The sequence below is a fragment of the Stenotrophomonas sp. TWI1149 genome (assembly GCF_039673155.1).
In the GTDB taxonomy this organism is placed as follows: Bacteria; Pseudomonadota; Gammaproteobacteria; order Xanthomonadales; family Xanthomonadaceae; genus Stenotrophomonas; species Stenotrophomonas maltophilia_AA.
The window spans coordinates 150,830-166,082 of sequence record NZ_JBDJLB010000007.1 but is presented as its reverse complement, the minus strand read 5'-3'; the positions used below and the strand labels follow the sequence as shown (position 1 = coordinate 166,082).

The 15,253-nt window shown below is 67.4% G+C and carries 12 protein-coding genes; 4 read left to right on the top strand and 8 right to left on the bottom strand.

Annotation, left to right across the window (positions count from 1 at the left end):
- Entirely contained in the window at window positions 1-3,681 is a 3,681-nt protein-coding gene (locus ABE424_RS10155) for a TonB-dependent receptor (RefSeq protein ID WP_346490656.1), read from the top strand.
- 444 nt (window positions 3,682-4,125) lie between these two features.
- Window positions 4,126-5,001, top strand: coding sequence for an RNA polymerase sigma factor RpoH (gene rpoH, locus ABE424_RS10150; RefSeq protein WP_019183519.1), 876 nt, complete (start codon window positions 4,126-4,128; stop codon window positions 4,999-5,001).
- A gap of 85 nt (window positions 5,002-5,086) precedes the next feature.
- Here the strand turns inward: rpoH and purD are convergent, their stop codons facing one another.
- From purD to prmA, 7 genes are all read right to left on the bottom strand, one after another.
- The gene (gene purD, locus ABE424_RS10145) at window positions 5,087-6,373 is read right to left on the bottom strand and encodes a phosphoribosylamine--glycine ligase (RefSeq protein ID WP_346490657.1); all 1,287 of its coding nucleotides are present in this window, start codon (window positions 6,371-6,373) and stop codon (window positions 5,087-5,089) included.
- 93 nt (window positions 6,374-6,466) lie between these two features.
- The gene (locus ABE424_RS10140; protein WP_346490658.1) at window positions 6,467-7,282 is read right to left on the bottom strand and encodes a hypothetical protein; all 816 of its coding nucleotides are present in this window, start codon (window positions 7,280-7,282) and stop codon (window positions 6,467-6,469) included.
- 92 nt (window positions 7,283-7,374) lie between these two features.
- A complete protein-coding gene (locus ABE424_RS10135; RefSeq protein ID WP_346490659.1) occupies window positions 7,375-8,235 on the bottom strand; it encodes a hypothetical protein in 861 nt (286 codons plus the stop codon).
- Window positions 8,236-8,252: 17 nt separating this feature from the next.
- Window positions 8,253-9,836 (bottom strand): bifunctional phosphoribosylaminoimidazolecarboxamide formyltransferase/IMP cyclohydrolase, encoded by a 1,584-nt coding sequence (purH, locus tag ABE424_RS10130; protein ID WP_346490660.1) that lies wholly within the window; start codon window positions 9,834-9,836, stop codon window positions 8,253-8,255.
- 172 nt (window positions 9,837-10,008) lie between these two features.
- A complete protein-coding gene (fis, locus tag ABE424_RS10125) occupies window positions 10,009-10,284 on the bottom strand; it encodes a DNA-binding transcriptional regulator Fis (protein ID WP_123730002.1) in 276 nt (91 codons plus the stop codon).
- 114 nt (window positions 10,285-10,398) lie between these two features.
- The gene (locus ABE424_RS10120; RefSeq protein WP_346490661.1) at window positions 10,399-11,235 is read right to left on the bottom strand and encodes a DUF3426 domain-containing protein; all 837 of its coding nucleotides are present in this window, start codon (window positions 11,233-11,235) and stop codon (window positions 10,399-10,401) included.
- 30 nt (window positions 11,236-11,265) lie between these two features.
- Window positions 11,266-12,186 (bottom strand): 50S ribosomal protein L11 methyltransferase, encoded by a 921-nt coding sequence (prmA, locus tag ABE424_RS10115; protein ID WP_346490662.1) that lies wholly within the window; start codon window positions 12,184-12,186, stop codon window positions 11,266-11,268.
- A 186-nt stretch (window positions 12,187-12,372) separates the two neighbouring features.
- On the opposite strand from prmA, the gene ABE424_RS10110 reads away from it, so the two are divergent.
- The gene (locus ABE424_RS10110) at window positions 12,373-13,335 is read left to right on the top strand and encodes a hypothetical protein (RefSeq protein ID WP_346490663.1); all 963 of its coding nucleotides are present in this window, start codon (window positions 12,373-12,375) and stop codon (window positions 13,333-13,335) included.
- Window positions 13,332-13,706, top strand: a complete 375-nt coding sequence (locus tag ABE424_RS10105; protein ID WP_346490664.1) for a hypothetical protein — start codon at window positions 13,332-13,334, stop codon at window positions 13,704-13,706. Before ABE424_RS10110 ends, ABE424_RS10105 begins: the two co-directional genes overlap by 4 nt.
- Before the next feature lie 178 nt (window positions 13,707-13,884).
- On the opposite strand, the gene accC is transcribed toward ABE424_RS10105, so the two are convergent.
- Window positions 13,885-15,252 (bottom strand): acetyl-CoA carboxylase biotin carboxylase subunit, encoded by a 1,368-nt coding sequence (accC, locus tag ABE424_RS10100; protein WP_176988012.1) that lies wholly within the window; start codon window positions 15,250-15,252, stop codon window positions 13,885-13,887.
- Between the last annotated feature and the right edge of the window lies 1 nt (window position 15,253).

Here is a 15,253-nt window from a genome sequence, read left to right as displayed (position 1 = left end):
ATGGACATGACCCTGATTCCGAGCCCGATCTCCCGCCGCCTCATCGTCGGCCTGGCCAGCGCCTTGCTGCTGGCAACGCCTGCGGCCGCCCAGCAGACTGCACCGGCGGCGTCCCCCGCGCCGATCCGCTGCGAAGCCGACAGCTGCCGCAGCGATGACGGGCTGCTGCTGCGCATCGGCGATGACGACGCGCCCGCGCTGCCGCTGCCGGGCCGCACCGATCTCCCCGTGGCCGGCACGGTACCGGCGTTACCGGCAGTCACCCCGGACGTGGCGGCGCGCGGCGGCCAGTTCATGGCCGAGCTGCCCAACGGCGGCGTGGTGTGGGCGACCGAAGATCCGACCATGGTGCCGCCCAGCCTGAGCGTGCAGGCCGCCGCCACCGTGCCGTTCGAGAACGGCCGGGTGATCCGTCCGCTGCGCTTCCACAGCTACAACAACTACGCCTCCTTCATCCAGAAACTGGAGGTGACGCTGTATCGCGGTACCGATACCGATCTGGTCACGCCGCTGGCCCGCATCGAGTTGCCGGCCGACTACGTTGGCGATGCCGAGTGGAGCGGTGAGCTGCCGCCGCAGATCAAGCTGCGCACCGGTGACGATCTCATCTACGTCGCACGTGCGTACGGCGCCGGTGGGGCGTTCGATGAAACCCGTCTCCAGCGCATCCAGCTGGTGACCCCGGCCGATTTCGACCGGGGCCTGCAGATCACCCGTGAGAACGTGCAGAAAACGCTGGGCCAGGCCCTGGATGGCGACAGCGCGCAGGACCTGCAGCTCAGCAACAGCATCTACGGGCAGAGCATGCTCCGCCTGCAGAACATTCCCATCCACGGCTCGCGCGTGCGTCTGTATGGCCGCAACCTGGAACCCAACAGCCGCGTGCGCATCAACGGCCAGGACTTCCCGGTCGACCTGGAGCAGAAGTTCGCCGCCGAGTTCCTCGAGCCGGTGGGCGAGCATCGCTACGACGTCAGTGTCGAATCCCGCGATGCGCCCTCCGCGCAGCGGCAGCTGGATGTGGATGTCACCGGCCGCTACCTGTTCCTGGTCGCCATCGCCGATGTCACCGTGTCCAAGAACAGCGCCAGTGGCAACCTGCAGCCCTTGGCGGCCGATGATCGCGACGACGACAGCTTCCTCAGCGAGGGCCGGCTGGCGTTTTACCTGAAGGGCAAATTGCGCGGCAAATACCTGGTCACTGCACAGGCCGACACCCAGGACCGCGAGCTGAAGTACCTGTTCCGCGATTTCACCCAGGCCGACGCGCAGGACGTGTTCCGCCGCCTGGATCCAGACCTGTATTACCCGGTGTATGGCGATGACTCCACCACCTACCGCGACGTGGATACGCAGGGCCGGCTGTATCTGCGCGTGGACTGGGATCAGAGCCAGGCCGTGTGGGGCAACTACGCCACCGGCATCACCGGCACCGAATATGGCCAGTACGTGCGCTCGCTGTATGGTGGTGCATTGAACTGGCGTTCGCTGGAGGCCACGCCGCTGGGCGAGGCGCGTTCGCAGGTCAAGGTGTTCGGTTCGGAAGCGCAGTCCGCGCCGGGCCATAGTGAATTCCTCGGCACCGGCGGCAGCCTGTACTACCTGCGCCACACCGATGTGCTGCCGGGCTCGGAGCAGGTGGTGCTGGAAGTACGTGACCGCACCACCGGCCGCACCGAAACGCGCGCCACCCTGCAGGAGGGCGTGGACTACGAGATCGACAACCTGCAGGGCCGCCTGATCCTGACCCGTCCGCTGGCGCAGCTGACCCGCGAGAACGTGCGCAGCATCACCCGCGACATGCCGCTCGACGGCTACGACCAGTTGCTGCTGGTGGATTACGAGTACGTGCCGCTCGGCTTCAGCAGCGATGACGTGACCTACGGTGCGCGCGGCCGGCAATGGATCGGCGACCACGTGGCGATCGGCGGCACCTGGATCGACGAGAACCGCAGCGGCGAGAACTACAGCCTCAAGGGCGCCGACCTCACCCTGCAGGCCGGACGTGGCACGTATCTGAAGATGGAGCAGACCCGCACCGAAGCGACCGCCGCCCCGGTGTTCTATTCGGACAACGGCGGCCTGAGCTTCATCCGTCGCAATCCCTACGAAGGTCGGCGCTCGGGCACCGCCAGCGCGGTGGAAGCGCGTGCCAACCTGCGTGAGCTGGGCTGGACCACCCAGGACTGGAGCCTGGGAGCGTGGTGGCGCGATGTCGATGCCGGTTTCTCGGTCGCGCGCCAGGACACCGGTCTGTCGATCCAGGAATACGGTGCCGAATTCCTCGGCTACCTCACCGACGACGTCAGCCTGTATGGCCGGCACACCCGCACCGAGCAGGGCGAACTGGCGCTGGAGCAGAGCCAGCTGACCGCGGAGTGGCGACTGGGCAACGACGGCCAGCTGACCGGTGAGCTGCGCCGCGTGCGCGAGGAACAGGAGCTGCAGAGCGTGGACGCCCTGCTGGCCGCGATCGGTTACCGCCAGCGCTTCGGCGCGTCGTGGGAGCTGTACGGCACCGGCCAGGTCACGCTGGATGATGACGGTGGCGCGTACGAGAAGAACGACCTGCTCACGCTGGGCGCGCGGTATCTGTTCGGCGACCGCAGCAGTGTCGGCGCGGAAGTCAGTGGCGGCAGCCGCGGGCACGGGGCCAAGGTCGATGGCGAGTACCGCATGGCGCCGGACCACAGCCTGTACGGCAGTTACAGCTACAGTACCGACCGCACCGGCACCGATCCGCTGTTCGATACCGGGCTGCAGAGTGGCTGGACGCTGGGCCAGCGCTGGCGGCTGAGCAACCAGGTCAACGTCTACAACGAGAGCCAGTATCTGAAGGATCGTCGCCAGGACAGCGCGGGCATCGTGCATACCTTCGGCATGGACTTCTATCCCGCGCAGGGCTGGAACCTGGGCTTCACGATCATGGACGGTGAGCTGGATTCCACCCTGGGCCGTGTCGATCGCCGCGCCTACAGCGTGAGCGGCGGACGTACCGATGCCGTAGCGCAGTGGAACAGCAAGCTGGAGTATCGGCGCGACAGTGGGGCCGAGCAGCGCGAGCAGTGGGTGACCACCAACCGCCTGCTCTACAAGCTCAACGAAGACTGGCGCTTCGCCCTGCGCGCGAACTATGCCGATACCGAAGACCGCATCGACCGCCTGGCCGACGCCAAGCTGGTGGAGACCAACATGGGCTTCGCCTGGCGCCCGCACGACAACACGCGCTGGGCCGGCTTCGGCAAGTTCACCTATCTCTACGATGTGGCATCGCTGGGGCAGGAGGGCGGCAACCTGTACGACCAGCGCTCGCAGATCCTCTCGCTCGAAGGGATCCGTCAGCTGGGCGCGCGCTGGGAAGTGGCCGGCAAGCTGGCCTCGCGCTGGGGCGACTACCGCACCGGCCGTGGCGAGGGTGCCTGGCTGGACAGCCGCGCCGACTTCGCCGCGCTGCAGCTGCGCTATCGCCTGTTCGCGCAATGGGAAGGGTTGGCCGAGCACCGCTGGTTGAAGGTGCGCGACGGTGGCGTGCGCAAGGGCTGGTTGGTGGGCGTGGACCGCCGGGTCGGGGAGAACTTCAAGGTCGGGGTGGGCTACAACTTCACCGAGTTCAGCGATGACATGACCGAGCTGAAGTACGACCAGAAGGGCTTCTTCCTGAACATGGCGGGGTATTACTAGGCTTCGGCGGGTTCGGGCCTGCCACGCATGGCGTCGTTTGCGGCTTCGGTGGGTTTGGGCCTGCCACGCATGGCGTGGCACTACCGGGCATCGCGGTGTTGGGGGGCGGGTTTGGGGACGATTCGGTTCGGCGCCATGGCGTGAGTGGTCCGATGGGTGATTGGGGGTAGAGCCAAGCCATGCCTGGCTGAACTGCCGACAACCTTTCCGGCATGAATGGGCGCTTCCCGGCAGCCCGTTCAGCCAGAAAACACGCCCTGGTGCCCAATTCATCACTCTATATCATTGATTTAATTAGACTTGATGCCTGATCTCCAGCCCCTCGCCACTGTCATCATTTCGCGGTACGTTAGTCGGGTGATCGGTGCCAGCATCCCATGAACAGAACGCTGGAACTTCTTTCCCCTTTAGCAGTCCAATTCCGGGACTGCTAAGATGAGTGCTATGAGCCAGAACACCTCTACTGCCCTTGTGGCAAACAATCTCCCGATTCCCAGTGCGCTCGGTTCGCTGGACGCCTACATCGGTGCCGTGCACCAGATCCCGGTGCTGTCGGTCGATGACGAGCAGGACCTGGCCCGCCGCTTCCGCGACGAGCTGGATCTGGACGCCGCGCGCGAGCTGGTCCATTCCCACCTGCGCTTCGTGGTGCACGTCGCCCGTGGTTACAACGGCTACGGCCTGGCGCTGGGCGACCTGATCCAGGAAGGCAACATCGGCCTGATGAAGGCGGTGAAGCGCTTCGACCCGGACATGGGCGTTCGCCTGGTGTCGTTCGCGGTGCACTGGATCCGTGCGGAAATGCACGAATTCATCCTCAAGAACTGGCGCATCGTCAAGGTCGCCACGACCAAGGCGCAGCGCAAGCTGTTCTTCAACCTGCGCAAGTCCAAGACCCGTCTGGGCTGGATGAATGCGGCGGAAGTCAGTGCGGTGGCCAAGGACCTGAACGTGTCCGAGCGCGAAGTGCTCGAGATGGAGTCGCGCCTGTCCGGCCGCGATATCGGTTTCGATCTCTCCAGCGATGACGATGACGATCATGCGCCACCGTCGCCGGCTGCCTATCTGCGCGCCAACGAAGAAGATCCTTCGATGGCGTATGAGCGGATGGACAGCGAAGACAATCAGCTGCAGCTGCTGCGCGAAGGCATGGCCGAGCTGGATGCGCGTTCGCGCGACATCATCCGCCGTCGCTGGCTGGACGCGGACAGCAAGGTGACGCTGCAGGAGCTGGCCGATGAGTACGGCGTGTCGGCCGAACGCATCCGCCAGGTCGAGGCGAACGCGCTGAAGAAGATGAAGGCGCTGTTTACTGCGTGATGCAGTAAGCCGCTGGAGTAAATGATAAGGCCCGGCAATGCCGGGCCTTTGCGCTGCACAGCAGCCGTGCTGCCCTTGACCTGCCTCAGCCCTGCTCGCGCGCAATCGCCCGCCAGCCGATATCGCGGCGGTGGAACTCATGGGCCCAGTGGATCGCCCCGACGCCGGCGTAAGCGTTGCGCTGTGCCTCGCCTACCGTGCCGCCCAACGCCGCCACGCACAGCACGCGGCCACCGGCGCTGAGCACCTGGCCCTGCGCGTCCAGCGTGGTGCCGGCATGGAATACCTTGGCGGTCGCGGCGACGGCCTCCAGGCCATGGATCACGTCGCCGGTGATCGGCGTTTCCGGATACGGCGAGGCGGCCATCACCACGCCCAGCGAGGGCCGCGGATCCCACTGCGCCTCCACGGTGTCCAGGCGCTCGTCGATCGCCGCTTCGACCAGGTCCACCAGGTCCGACTGCAGGCGCAGCATCACCGGCTGGGTTTCCGGGTCGCCGAAGCGCACGTTGAACTCGATCACCTTCGGCGCGCCGCTGGCATCGATCATCAGGCCGGCATAGAGGAAACCGGTGAACGGAATGCCGTCGGCGATCATGCCCTGCACGGTCGGGTTGACCACCTCGCGCATCACGCGCGCATGCACTTCGTCGGTCACCACCGGCGCGGGCGAGTACGCGCCCATGCCGCCGGTGTTCGGGCCGGTGTCGCCGTCGCCGACGCGCTTGTGATCCTGCGAGGTCGCCATCGGCAGCGCAGTCCTGCCGTCCACCATCGAGATGAAGCTGGCTTCTTCGCCGTCCAGGAATTCTTCGATCACCACGCGTGCGCCGGCATCGCCGAAGGCATTGCCGGAGAGCATGTCGCGCACTGCATCCTCGGCCTCGGCCAGGGTCATCGCCACGATCACGCCCTTGCCGGCGGCCAGGCCATCGGCCTTGACCACGATCGGCGCGCCTTTCTCCCGCAGGTAGGCCAGCGCCGGCTCGACCTCGGTGTGCACGGCATAGAACGCGGTGGGAATGCCGTGGCGGGCCAGGAAGTCTTTCGCATACGCTTTGCTGCCTTCCAGCTGCGCAGCGGCGGCGGTCGGCCCGAAGATGCGGTGGCCGGCGGCGCGGAAGCGGTCGACCACACCGGCCACCAGCGGCACTTCCGGGCCGACCACGGTCAGGCCGATGCCTTCGGTGCCGACCAGTGCCAGCAGGCCGTCCAGGTCGGTGACCTTGACGTCCACGTTGCGGCACTTGGGTTCGGTGGCAGTGCCTGCATTGCCGGGCGCGACGATGACCTCGCGGACCTTCGCGGACTGGGCCAGCTTCCAGGCCAGGGCGTGTTCGCGGCCGCCAGCGCCGATGACCAGGATCTTCAATGCAGTTCTCGCGTAAGAGGGCAGGAACGTGATTTTACGCGGTGCGGGCGGCGGGTGCATTCGGGCGGTCGGTTGCCGTGGCAACCCACGGCCTCAGCTGTCGGCGCAGCCGTCGCGCTGGAGGTCATCCGGCACGGGATACGCGCGCTGCCGGGCATCGAAGATGAGGTGGTAGTACCCGGTCGCAGGGCCCGTGCAGTCGTGGCCGCTGGCACGCACCGTCAGCGGCCAGTAGCCATCCACGGCGTTGCTGTCGCCCACCGTCGTGCTGAAGTCGACCGCGAAGACCTCGCTTCCGCAGGACGACGGCGCGCCGTCACAGTGATGCAGGGCGAGATTGTCGAGGTGGTCGCGATACCGGGCGACATCGCGCAGGCGATGGTTGTGCTCGGCGATGTAGCTGCGCCAGATGTACCGATGGCCGCGTCGGTGTTCTTCATGGGTGATCTGGAACGCGCGGCGCTGTGGGCCAAGCTGCGCGATCTGGATATTGCCGGGTGCGCCGCGGCGGCCGTACGGGCCCTGCAGGCGCTGGGCCATCACCAGGAGTGGATCCTCGGCGAGCAGTGGGGCGAACACGCCGCCTCGGTTGGCTGCTTCGTCGTCCTTGCCCACGCGCAGCACATACAGATCGACCCGGCCCGGCTCGACCGTGGCCGCGTCGTCCAGGGTCTGGCATACCGCCAGCAGGGTCTGCTCATGACCGTCGGCAGTGAACGTGTCACGCGCACACACGCTGCGGGTGACCGGGCGCAGCGCCTCGACCTCGGTGTCCTCCCACGCGTCCTTCCATGGCGCATCCAGGACGGCCTTGTCGCCATAGCGCGTGCGAAGGAAGGCCTGCAGGCGCTGGATGTGGTCGCCCCTGACCCGGACGGTGTCTTCCGGTTGCGCCGTGGTGTCGAGCACAGGGTGAGCCTTGGCGGGTCCGGAAGGCGCAGGTGTACGGTCACAGCCGGCCAGCAGCACGAGCGCCACGACTGCCAATGCGCATGAACGCATCACTCGCACTCTTCGCGCCTCAGTGTCTCGGGGAACGCATAGCTCCAGGTCGTCGGGTCCAGGGTGAAGCGGTGTTCGCGCCGCACCGGCTGCCCGCCGCAGCCCAGGCCGGTCTCCTCGATCAGCAGCGGCCACTGCCGTGCCGCCGGATCGCGGTCGTCGAAGCGCAGGGTGAAATCGAGGTTGAACAACCGCGCCTGGCAGTCCGCTTCCGCATCGGCGTCGTCGCAGTCGTAGGCCGCGGTGTTGTCGATATGGCTGCGCACGCCGCCGGCTTCCACGAGCCCGTTCGGGCCGGGCAATACCAGCGTCTGGGTGATCAGCGAATAGCCTTGGCCGAACCAGCCGTGCTCGATGCGGAAACCGTAGAAGTCGCTGCCGGCGCGGAGGATCTGCACGGTGCCGGGCTCGCCCCGGCTGCCGAAGTTCTGCCCGGTCAGCGCGGCGGCCACGGCAAAGCGGTCCGCCTCGGGGCGCAGTACGAAGAAGTCGATCGCGCCCGGGTCCGGGTGCGCACCGTCCAGCGGTGAACCGCAGACGGCCAGCAGTTGTTGCCAGCTGTCGCCGGTGACCACCGGTTGCTCGGCACACACATGCCAATCAGTGAGGCGGGTGTCGCCGTCCTGGACCCAGCTGCCACGCCATTTCCCTGAGAGCGTGGCGGCCTTGCCGTAGCGCTCGGTCAGAAAGCCCTGCAGGCGCGTGCTGCGGCTGACGTGGGCGACCGGGCCGGCAGAGGGTGCGACGGTATCGCGGGCTGGCTGCGGCGCCGCCGGTTCACTGGCCGGCGTGCAGCTGGCCAACCCCGCAGCGGTGGCGAGCGCCAGCGCTGCAAGGCATCGGGTCTGCCATGGAGACATCCGTGTCGTCCCGCGGATCAGTGACGGAAGTGACGCACGCCGGTGAACACCATCGCCAGGCCATGCTCGTCGGCGGCCGCGATCACTTCGCTGTCGCGCATCGAGCCACCCGGCTGGATGACCGCCTTGATGCCGGCGGCAGCAGCGGCATCGATGCCATCGCGGAACGGGAAGAACGCATCGGAGGCCATCACCGAGCCTTCCACCACCAGGTTCGCATCGGCCGCCTTGATGCCGGCGATGCGCGCGGAGTACACGCGGCTCATCTGGCCGGCGCCGACACCGATGGTGCGGTTGTCCTTGGCGTAGACGATGGCGTTGGATTTGACGAACTTGGCGACCTTCCAGGCGAACAGCAGGTCGGCGAACTGCTTGTCGGTCGGTGCCAGCTTGCTCACCACGGTAAGCTCATCGCGGTTCATGCCGCGGTTGTCGGCGCTCTGCATCAGCAGGCCGGAACCAATCCGCTTGGTGTCGTAGTTGTTGCGGCCGTCGCCGTGCGGAATGCGCAGCACGCGCACGTTGGCCTTCTTCTGCGCGTATTCCAGCGCGGCCGGTTCGAAGTCCGGGGCGATCAGCACTTCGACGAACTGCCGGTCCAGGATCGCCTGCGCGGTGGCGGCGTCCAGCGGTCGGTTGAAGGCGATGATGCCGCCGAAGGCGCTGGTCGGGTCGGTCGCATAGGCCAGCTCATAGGCATCGCCGTTGCCGGCGCCCACGGCCACGCCGCACGGGTTGGCGTGCTTGACGATGACGCAGGCCGGCACGTCGAACTGACGCACGCATTCCCACGCGGCATCGGCATCGGCCAGGTTGTTGTAGCTCAGTTCCTTGCCCTGCAGCTGCTGGAACGTGGCCAGCGTGCCCGGCACCGGGTACAGGTCGCGGTAGAACGCGCCGCTCTGGTGCGGGTTCTCGCCGTAGCGCAGGTCCATCACCTTCACGAAGCTGGCATTCATCTGCGCCGGGAACTCGCTGCGCAGCGGCACGGCGGTGTCGGTGGTGGTCACGGCGGAGAGGTAATTGCTGATCGCCGCGTCGTACTGGGCCACGCGGTTGAACGCGGCCACCGAGAAGGCGAAACGCTTGGCGGCCGACAGCTTGCCGTCGTGAGCGTCCAGCTCGGCCAGCAGCTCGGCGTACTGCGACGGGTCGGTCGCCACCGCCACGCGGGCGAAGTTCTTCGCGGCCGAGCGCAGCATCGCCGGGCCACCGATGTCGATGTTTTCCACGGCGTCTTCGAGCGTGCAGTCCGCCTTGGCGGTGACCGACTCGAACGGATACAGGTTCAGTACCAGCAGATCGATCGCGCCGATGCCGTGTTCGGCCATCACCGCGTCATCCAGCCCGGCGCGGCCGAGCAGGCCGCCGTGCACCATCGGGTGCAGGGTCTTGACCCGGCCGTCCATCATTTCCGGGAAACCGGTGACATCGGCAACGTCCTTCACTGCCAGGCCGGCCTCGCGGATCGCCTTGGCGGTACCGCCGGTGGAGAGCAGCTCCACGTTGCGCGCGGCAAGGGCGCGGGCCAGGTCGATCAGACCGGTTTTGTCGGAAACGGACAGCAGGGCCCGGCGCACGGGCAGCAGATCGGAACTCATGGGGGCAGGAGATCGAAGCGGAGCGGGGCCATATTGTAGGCCCTGTGACGCTGGCATGGCCGCTTCGGCGGACACTGCGCCGGCCGGGCGGACCGTAAAAACGACAAAGGCCGGCACCGAGGGCTGCTCGATCCGGCCTTCTCCCGCTGGGCACGATGTGTGCCCGCTGGCATCAGGTGGTGATGCCGTATTCCTTCAGCTTCTTGCGCAGGGTGGCGCGGTGGATGCCCAGCATCGCGGCGGCGCGGCTCTGGTTGCCTTCGCAGTGATTGAGCACTTCCACGAACAGCGGAATCTCCATCTCGCGCAGCACGATCTCGTAGACATCGTCCGCATCGCAGCCATCCAGGTCCCGCAGGTACCGCCTGACCGATTGGGCCACGTGTTCGCGCAGGGGTGGCTTGGGCGCGCCACGACTGTTGTCAGGACGAGAAAGGACAGCGTTCAAGGAGTTTCCCGGTGCAAGAGCCGGGGCGGACAACAGCCCACGGCGGAAGGGTGATGGGGTCAGTCTAGCGCGTGCGCCGGCCGCCTGCCACGCTCCGGCGGCCCCGGCGATGCCTCAGAGGAACTCAAAGGTGAATGCGACGGTAGACGCTGCAGGCTCCCGCACGCGGAAGCTGATCTGTGCGCTTTGTCCCGGTTCCAACGTGGCGGACGGGTCCATCGCGCGGTCCAGATAGTCGGCCGGCGCGAACACATTGGTGCCGATCACGCGGCCATCGGCATCGGACAGCGACAGCCGCAGCGACGGCCAGGCCTGGGCCCACCGCGCGTCGTTGCGGATGCTCGCCTGCACCTGCAGCGCACCTGCCTGGCCCGGCACCGGGCGTACATCACGGCTGAGCATGCTGAAGGCCGCCGGCTCGCGCCAGGCCGGCAATGAACAGCGCAGCACGCCGCACAGTCCGGCGATCCACGGGCGGGTACCGGCATCGGCGGCCAGCCGTGCGCGGTCGGCTACCGCGATCTGCACCAGCAGCACGGCGGCGAGCCCGGCCACCATGCCCCACTGCCAGCGCGGCGTGCGCAGGCGTGCACCGGGCAGGCGCAGGAAACTGGGTGTGGTGACCGCTTCGGCCGGGGGCAGGGCAGCGGTGGCCGGTGCGGGAGCCGGTGCAGCTTCGCCGACGTACGCAGGTTCGACATCGGCTGCGCGTTCGTCGGCGAATCCAGATCCGGATTGCGACACGGACGGCTGCGGCGCATGCACCGGCTGGGCATCGATCACCTGTTCCACCGCCAGCGGTGCGATGCGATCGTCCATGGACGTTGCCGACGCCGCAGGCGTCTGCTCGCGGGAGAGGGACACCGGCTCAGCGGGATCGGCCGGCGCCTCCACGGACGGACGCAGGAACGTGGCGATCGGGCGTCGCGGCGGCATCGGAGGCTCGGACATGGGCACGGGACCGGGCAGGAGACAGGCTATTCAAGCACGGCGGACGCCGATGATGCGCATCCAGTCGCCATCCTGCGCCACGGCCAGCTGTTCGAAGGCCGGGGCGTAGCGCTCCAGCAGTTCCCCTTCCTGCCCGTGCAGGATGCCCGACAGCGCGATGCGGCCGCCCGGGGCGACGCGCGCCGCCAGCACATCGGCCAGCGCATCCAGTGCCGAGGCGAGGATGTTCGCCACCACCACCGGATACGTCGCCTGCGGTTCGTCTTGCGGCAGATAGACCTGCACGCGGTCCTGCAGGCCGTTGCGCTCGGCGTTGTCGCCGGTGGCGAGCACCGCCTGCGGGTCGTTGTCCACGCCGACCGCGCGGGCCGCGCCCAGCTTCAGCGCGGCCAGGGCGAGGATGCCCGAGCCGCAGCCGAAATCGAGCACGGTGGTGCCGGCCAGCGCGCCCTCGGCGGCCAGGCCGTCCAGCCAGCGCAGGCACAGCGCGGTGGTCGGGTGGGTGCCCGAGCCGAACGCCAGGCCCGGATCCAGGCGGACCACGGCAGCATCGTCGGCCTGTGCGGCCTCCGGCAGCTCATGGTTCCACGGCACGATCCAGGTGCGATCCCCGAAGGCCATCGGCTGGAACTGGTCGATCCAGGCGCGTTCCCAGTCTTCGTCGGCCACGGCGCGGAAGCTGGCGTTGGCCCAGTCCAGGCCGGGATCGAAGGCGTCCAGCGCGGCCAGCAGGGCCAGCGCATTGGTATCGCCGGGGAACAGCGCGGTCAGTACCAGGTCGTTCCACAGCGGGGTCTCGCCCACGCCCGGTTCCAGGATCGCGCGCTCGTTGCTGGTATCGGCGTCGGCATCGAGCAGGGTCACCGCCAGCGCGCCCACGTCGTCCAGCGCATTCTCATAGCGCGGCTGGGTGGCTTCGGTGCAGTGCAGGGTGAGTTCCAGGAAGGGCATGGGGGCAGGGACCGGCGGAAAACCGTGCATGTTAGACCAGTGCGGAGCGATGATCCCGGCCGTGCCGCCGGACGCTCGTCTCGCCGGCCGGTAAGATCGGCCCGACGGCTGGTTCAGACACCGCTGCAGCCGCTTGCTAAACTTGAACTCCTGCTGTCCATCACGGACAGCGTGTGACTCCTGCCCATGGCGCTCGTGCCGACCCTGAAAACCTGGTTGCTGGTCGTACCGGCCCTGGCGTTGCTGGGGGTGGTGGGCTATCGCGCGGGCGATCGGGTGCTGCACGCCGATCAGGCTGCGTCGCATCTGGATGAGCCGCAGGCCGGCAGCGCGCCCACCGCGGTCCCGGCCGAAGCGCGGCAACTGGCCCGGCGCCTGCTCGGCAGCGAGCGCGGCACGGCGGTGGCCTCCGGCCTGCCGCTGGACCTGCGGGCCGATATCGAAGGCGACACCGACCTGTTCGCCTATGCGCAGCGCCTGCAGCTGCAGGCGGCCAACGGCAACGCCGAGGCCGGGTGGATGGTCAGCCGCGTCTACGACTACTGCGCGATGTATGCGATGGACCCGGGCGGCTATCAGCTCGACAACGCGCTGTTGACCGGTATGGGCATGAGCGCGTCGGCGCCGATGGTCGCTGCACGCGAGCGCGTCTCGCGGCGCTGTGCGGGCTTCGTCAGCAGCGACAACCTGGGTCGGCCCTTGATCCTGGCGCAGCGGCTGCAGTCGGCCAAGGCCGGCAACCTCGCCGCCGAGGCCTCGCTGTTCGCCGAGGGCCAGCCGCTGGAAACCGGGCCGGGCTATCGCCGCGGGCTGGTCGAGCGGGTGATGGATTCGCGTGATCCGGAAGCCTATATGGCGCTGGCGCCGGGCATGGGCCAGCGTGCCAGCGGCGACAACGCGATGAGCGGCCTGGTGGCCGGCGATCAGTTCAGCGAACTGGCCTGGCGGCTGGCCGCCTGCGAGCTGGGCATGGCCTGCGGGCCGGACAGCGTGCTGATGAATAATTTCTGCGCGAACGGAGGGATCTGTTCGCAGGACGGTGGGCAGGACTTTGCCACTTTTGTGTATGACGCTGCGGTATCGCGGCAAGGTGCGGGGAAAATGAACGTGTTGGTCGAAGAGCTGGTCAAGCAGAGGAATGGGCGATGAATTACCGTCGAATTCTGCACGGTGCCAAATTCTGGTTCTGGGTGGCGTTGTTTGTCGCGTACTCGGCCGGAGCGGTGGGCCTGGTGATGATCGACACCTATGACGATCGTTACCGAAGCCTGTCCAAAGTGCAGTTGACCTCGGTGAAGGCCGATGCCGAAGTGCGTCGCGCCGGTGCCAGTCAGGTCGCTGCGGTGTATCGCGCGCAGAGCGGCATGCCGTTCGCTTCGCTGCCCACCGGCAGCACCTTCCAGGTGGTGTGGCCGGATGGCTCCACCGAAACGATGGTGATCATGGACCCGACCTCGTCGCTGGGCGTGGAGCCGGTGAAGAACTCGCAGGTCACTGCGGCGGATACCGCCAAGCCGTAAGCACGCTGCCGTAGAGCTGCGCCCTGCGTGGCCGCAGCCTGCACGCGCCATGGCGCACGTCAGCCAACCATGGGTTGGCTCTACCGGGTTTGGGCCCTCCGGCAGCCCGGTTCGCGCAACAAAAAGGCGGGGAAATCCCCGCCTTTCTGCTGTCCAGCGTCCCGCGCGAGCGCGTCGATCAGGTCAGCGCGATCGACTTGTTCTTGCGTTCGGCCAGGCGCTTTTCCAGGTAGTGGATGTTCTGCCCACCGGCCTGGAAGCCCTTGTCGCGCATGATGCGCTGCTGCAGCGCGACGTTGGTCTTGATGCCGTCCACGACCAGTTCGCTCAGCGCCACGCGCATGCGCGCGATCGCGGTCTCGCGATCCGGGCCGTGCACGATCAGCTTGCCGATCATCGAGTCATAGTTCGGCGGCACGCGGTAACCACTGTAGATGTGGGTATCCACGCGCACGCCGGGGCCACCCGGCGGATGGAAGGCGGTGATCTGGCCCGGGCTCGGCACGAAGGTTTCCGCGTCTTCGGCGTTGATGCGGCACTCGATCGCGTGGCCGGTCAGCACCACGTCGCTCTGCTTGATGGTCAGCTTCTGGCCGGCGGCGATGCGCAGCTGCTCGCAGACCAGGTCGATGCCGGTCACCATCTCCGTCACCGGATGTTCCACCTGCACGCGGGTGTTCATTTCGATGAAGTAGAAACGGCCGTCTTCGAACAGGAACTCGAAGGTACCCGCGCCGCGGTAGCCGATGCGGATGCAGGCTTCCACGCAGACCTTGCCGATCTCATCGCGCAGCTCGGTGGTAATGCCCGGTGCCGGCGCTTCTTCCACCACCTTCTGATGGCGGCGCTGCATCGAGCAGTCGCGTTCACCGAGGTGGATGGCGTTGCCCTGGCCGTCGGCGAGCACCTGGATCTCCACGTGGCGCGGATTCTCCAGGAACTTCTCCATGTAGACCTGATCGTTGCTGAAAGCGGCCTTGGCTTCGGACTTGGTGGTCTCGATCGCCGCCTTCAACGAGGCTTCGGCATGCACCACGCGCATGCCGCGGCCGCCACCGCCACCGGAGGCCTTGATGATGACCGGGTAGCCGATCTCACGGGCGATCTTGGTGTTGGCCACGATGTCGTCGGTCAGCGGGCCGCCCGAGCCGGGCACGCACGGCACGCCGGCGGCCTTCATCGCGCGGATCGCTTCCACCTTGTCGCCCATCAGGCGGATGGTGTCGGCCTTGGGGCCGATGAAGATGAAGCCGGATTCTTCCACGCGCTCGGCGAAGTCGGCGTTCTCCGACAGGAAGCCGTAGCCCGGGTGGATGGCCTGGGCGTCGGTGACTTCCGCCGCGGCGATCAGGGCCGGGATGTTGAGGTAGCTCTCCGAGGACGGTGCCGGACCGATGCAGACCGACTCGTCGGCCATGGCCACGTGCTTGAGGTTGCGGTCGACCGTGGAATGCACAGCCACCGTGCGGATGCCCAGGGTATGGCACGCGCGCAGGATGCGCAGCGCGATCTCCCCTCGGTTGGCAATAACGACTTTGTCGAGCATG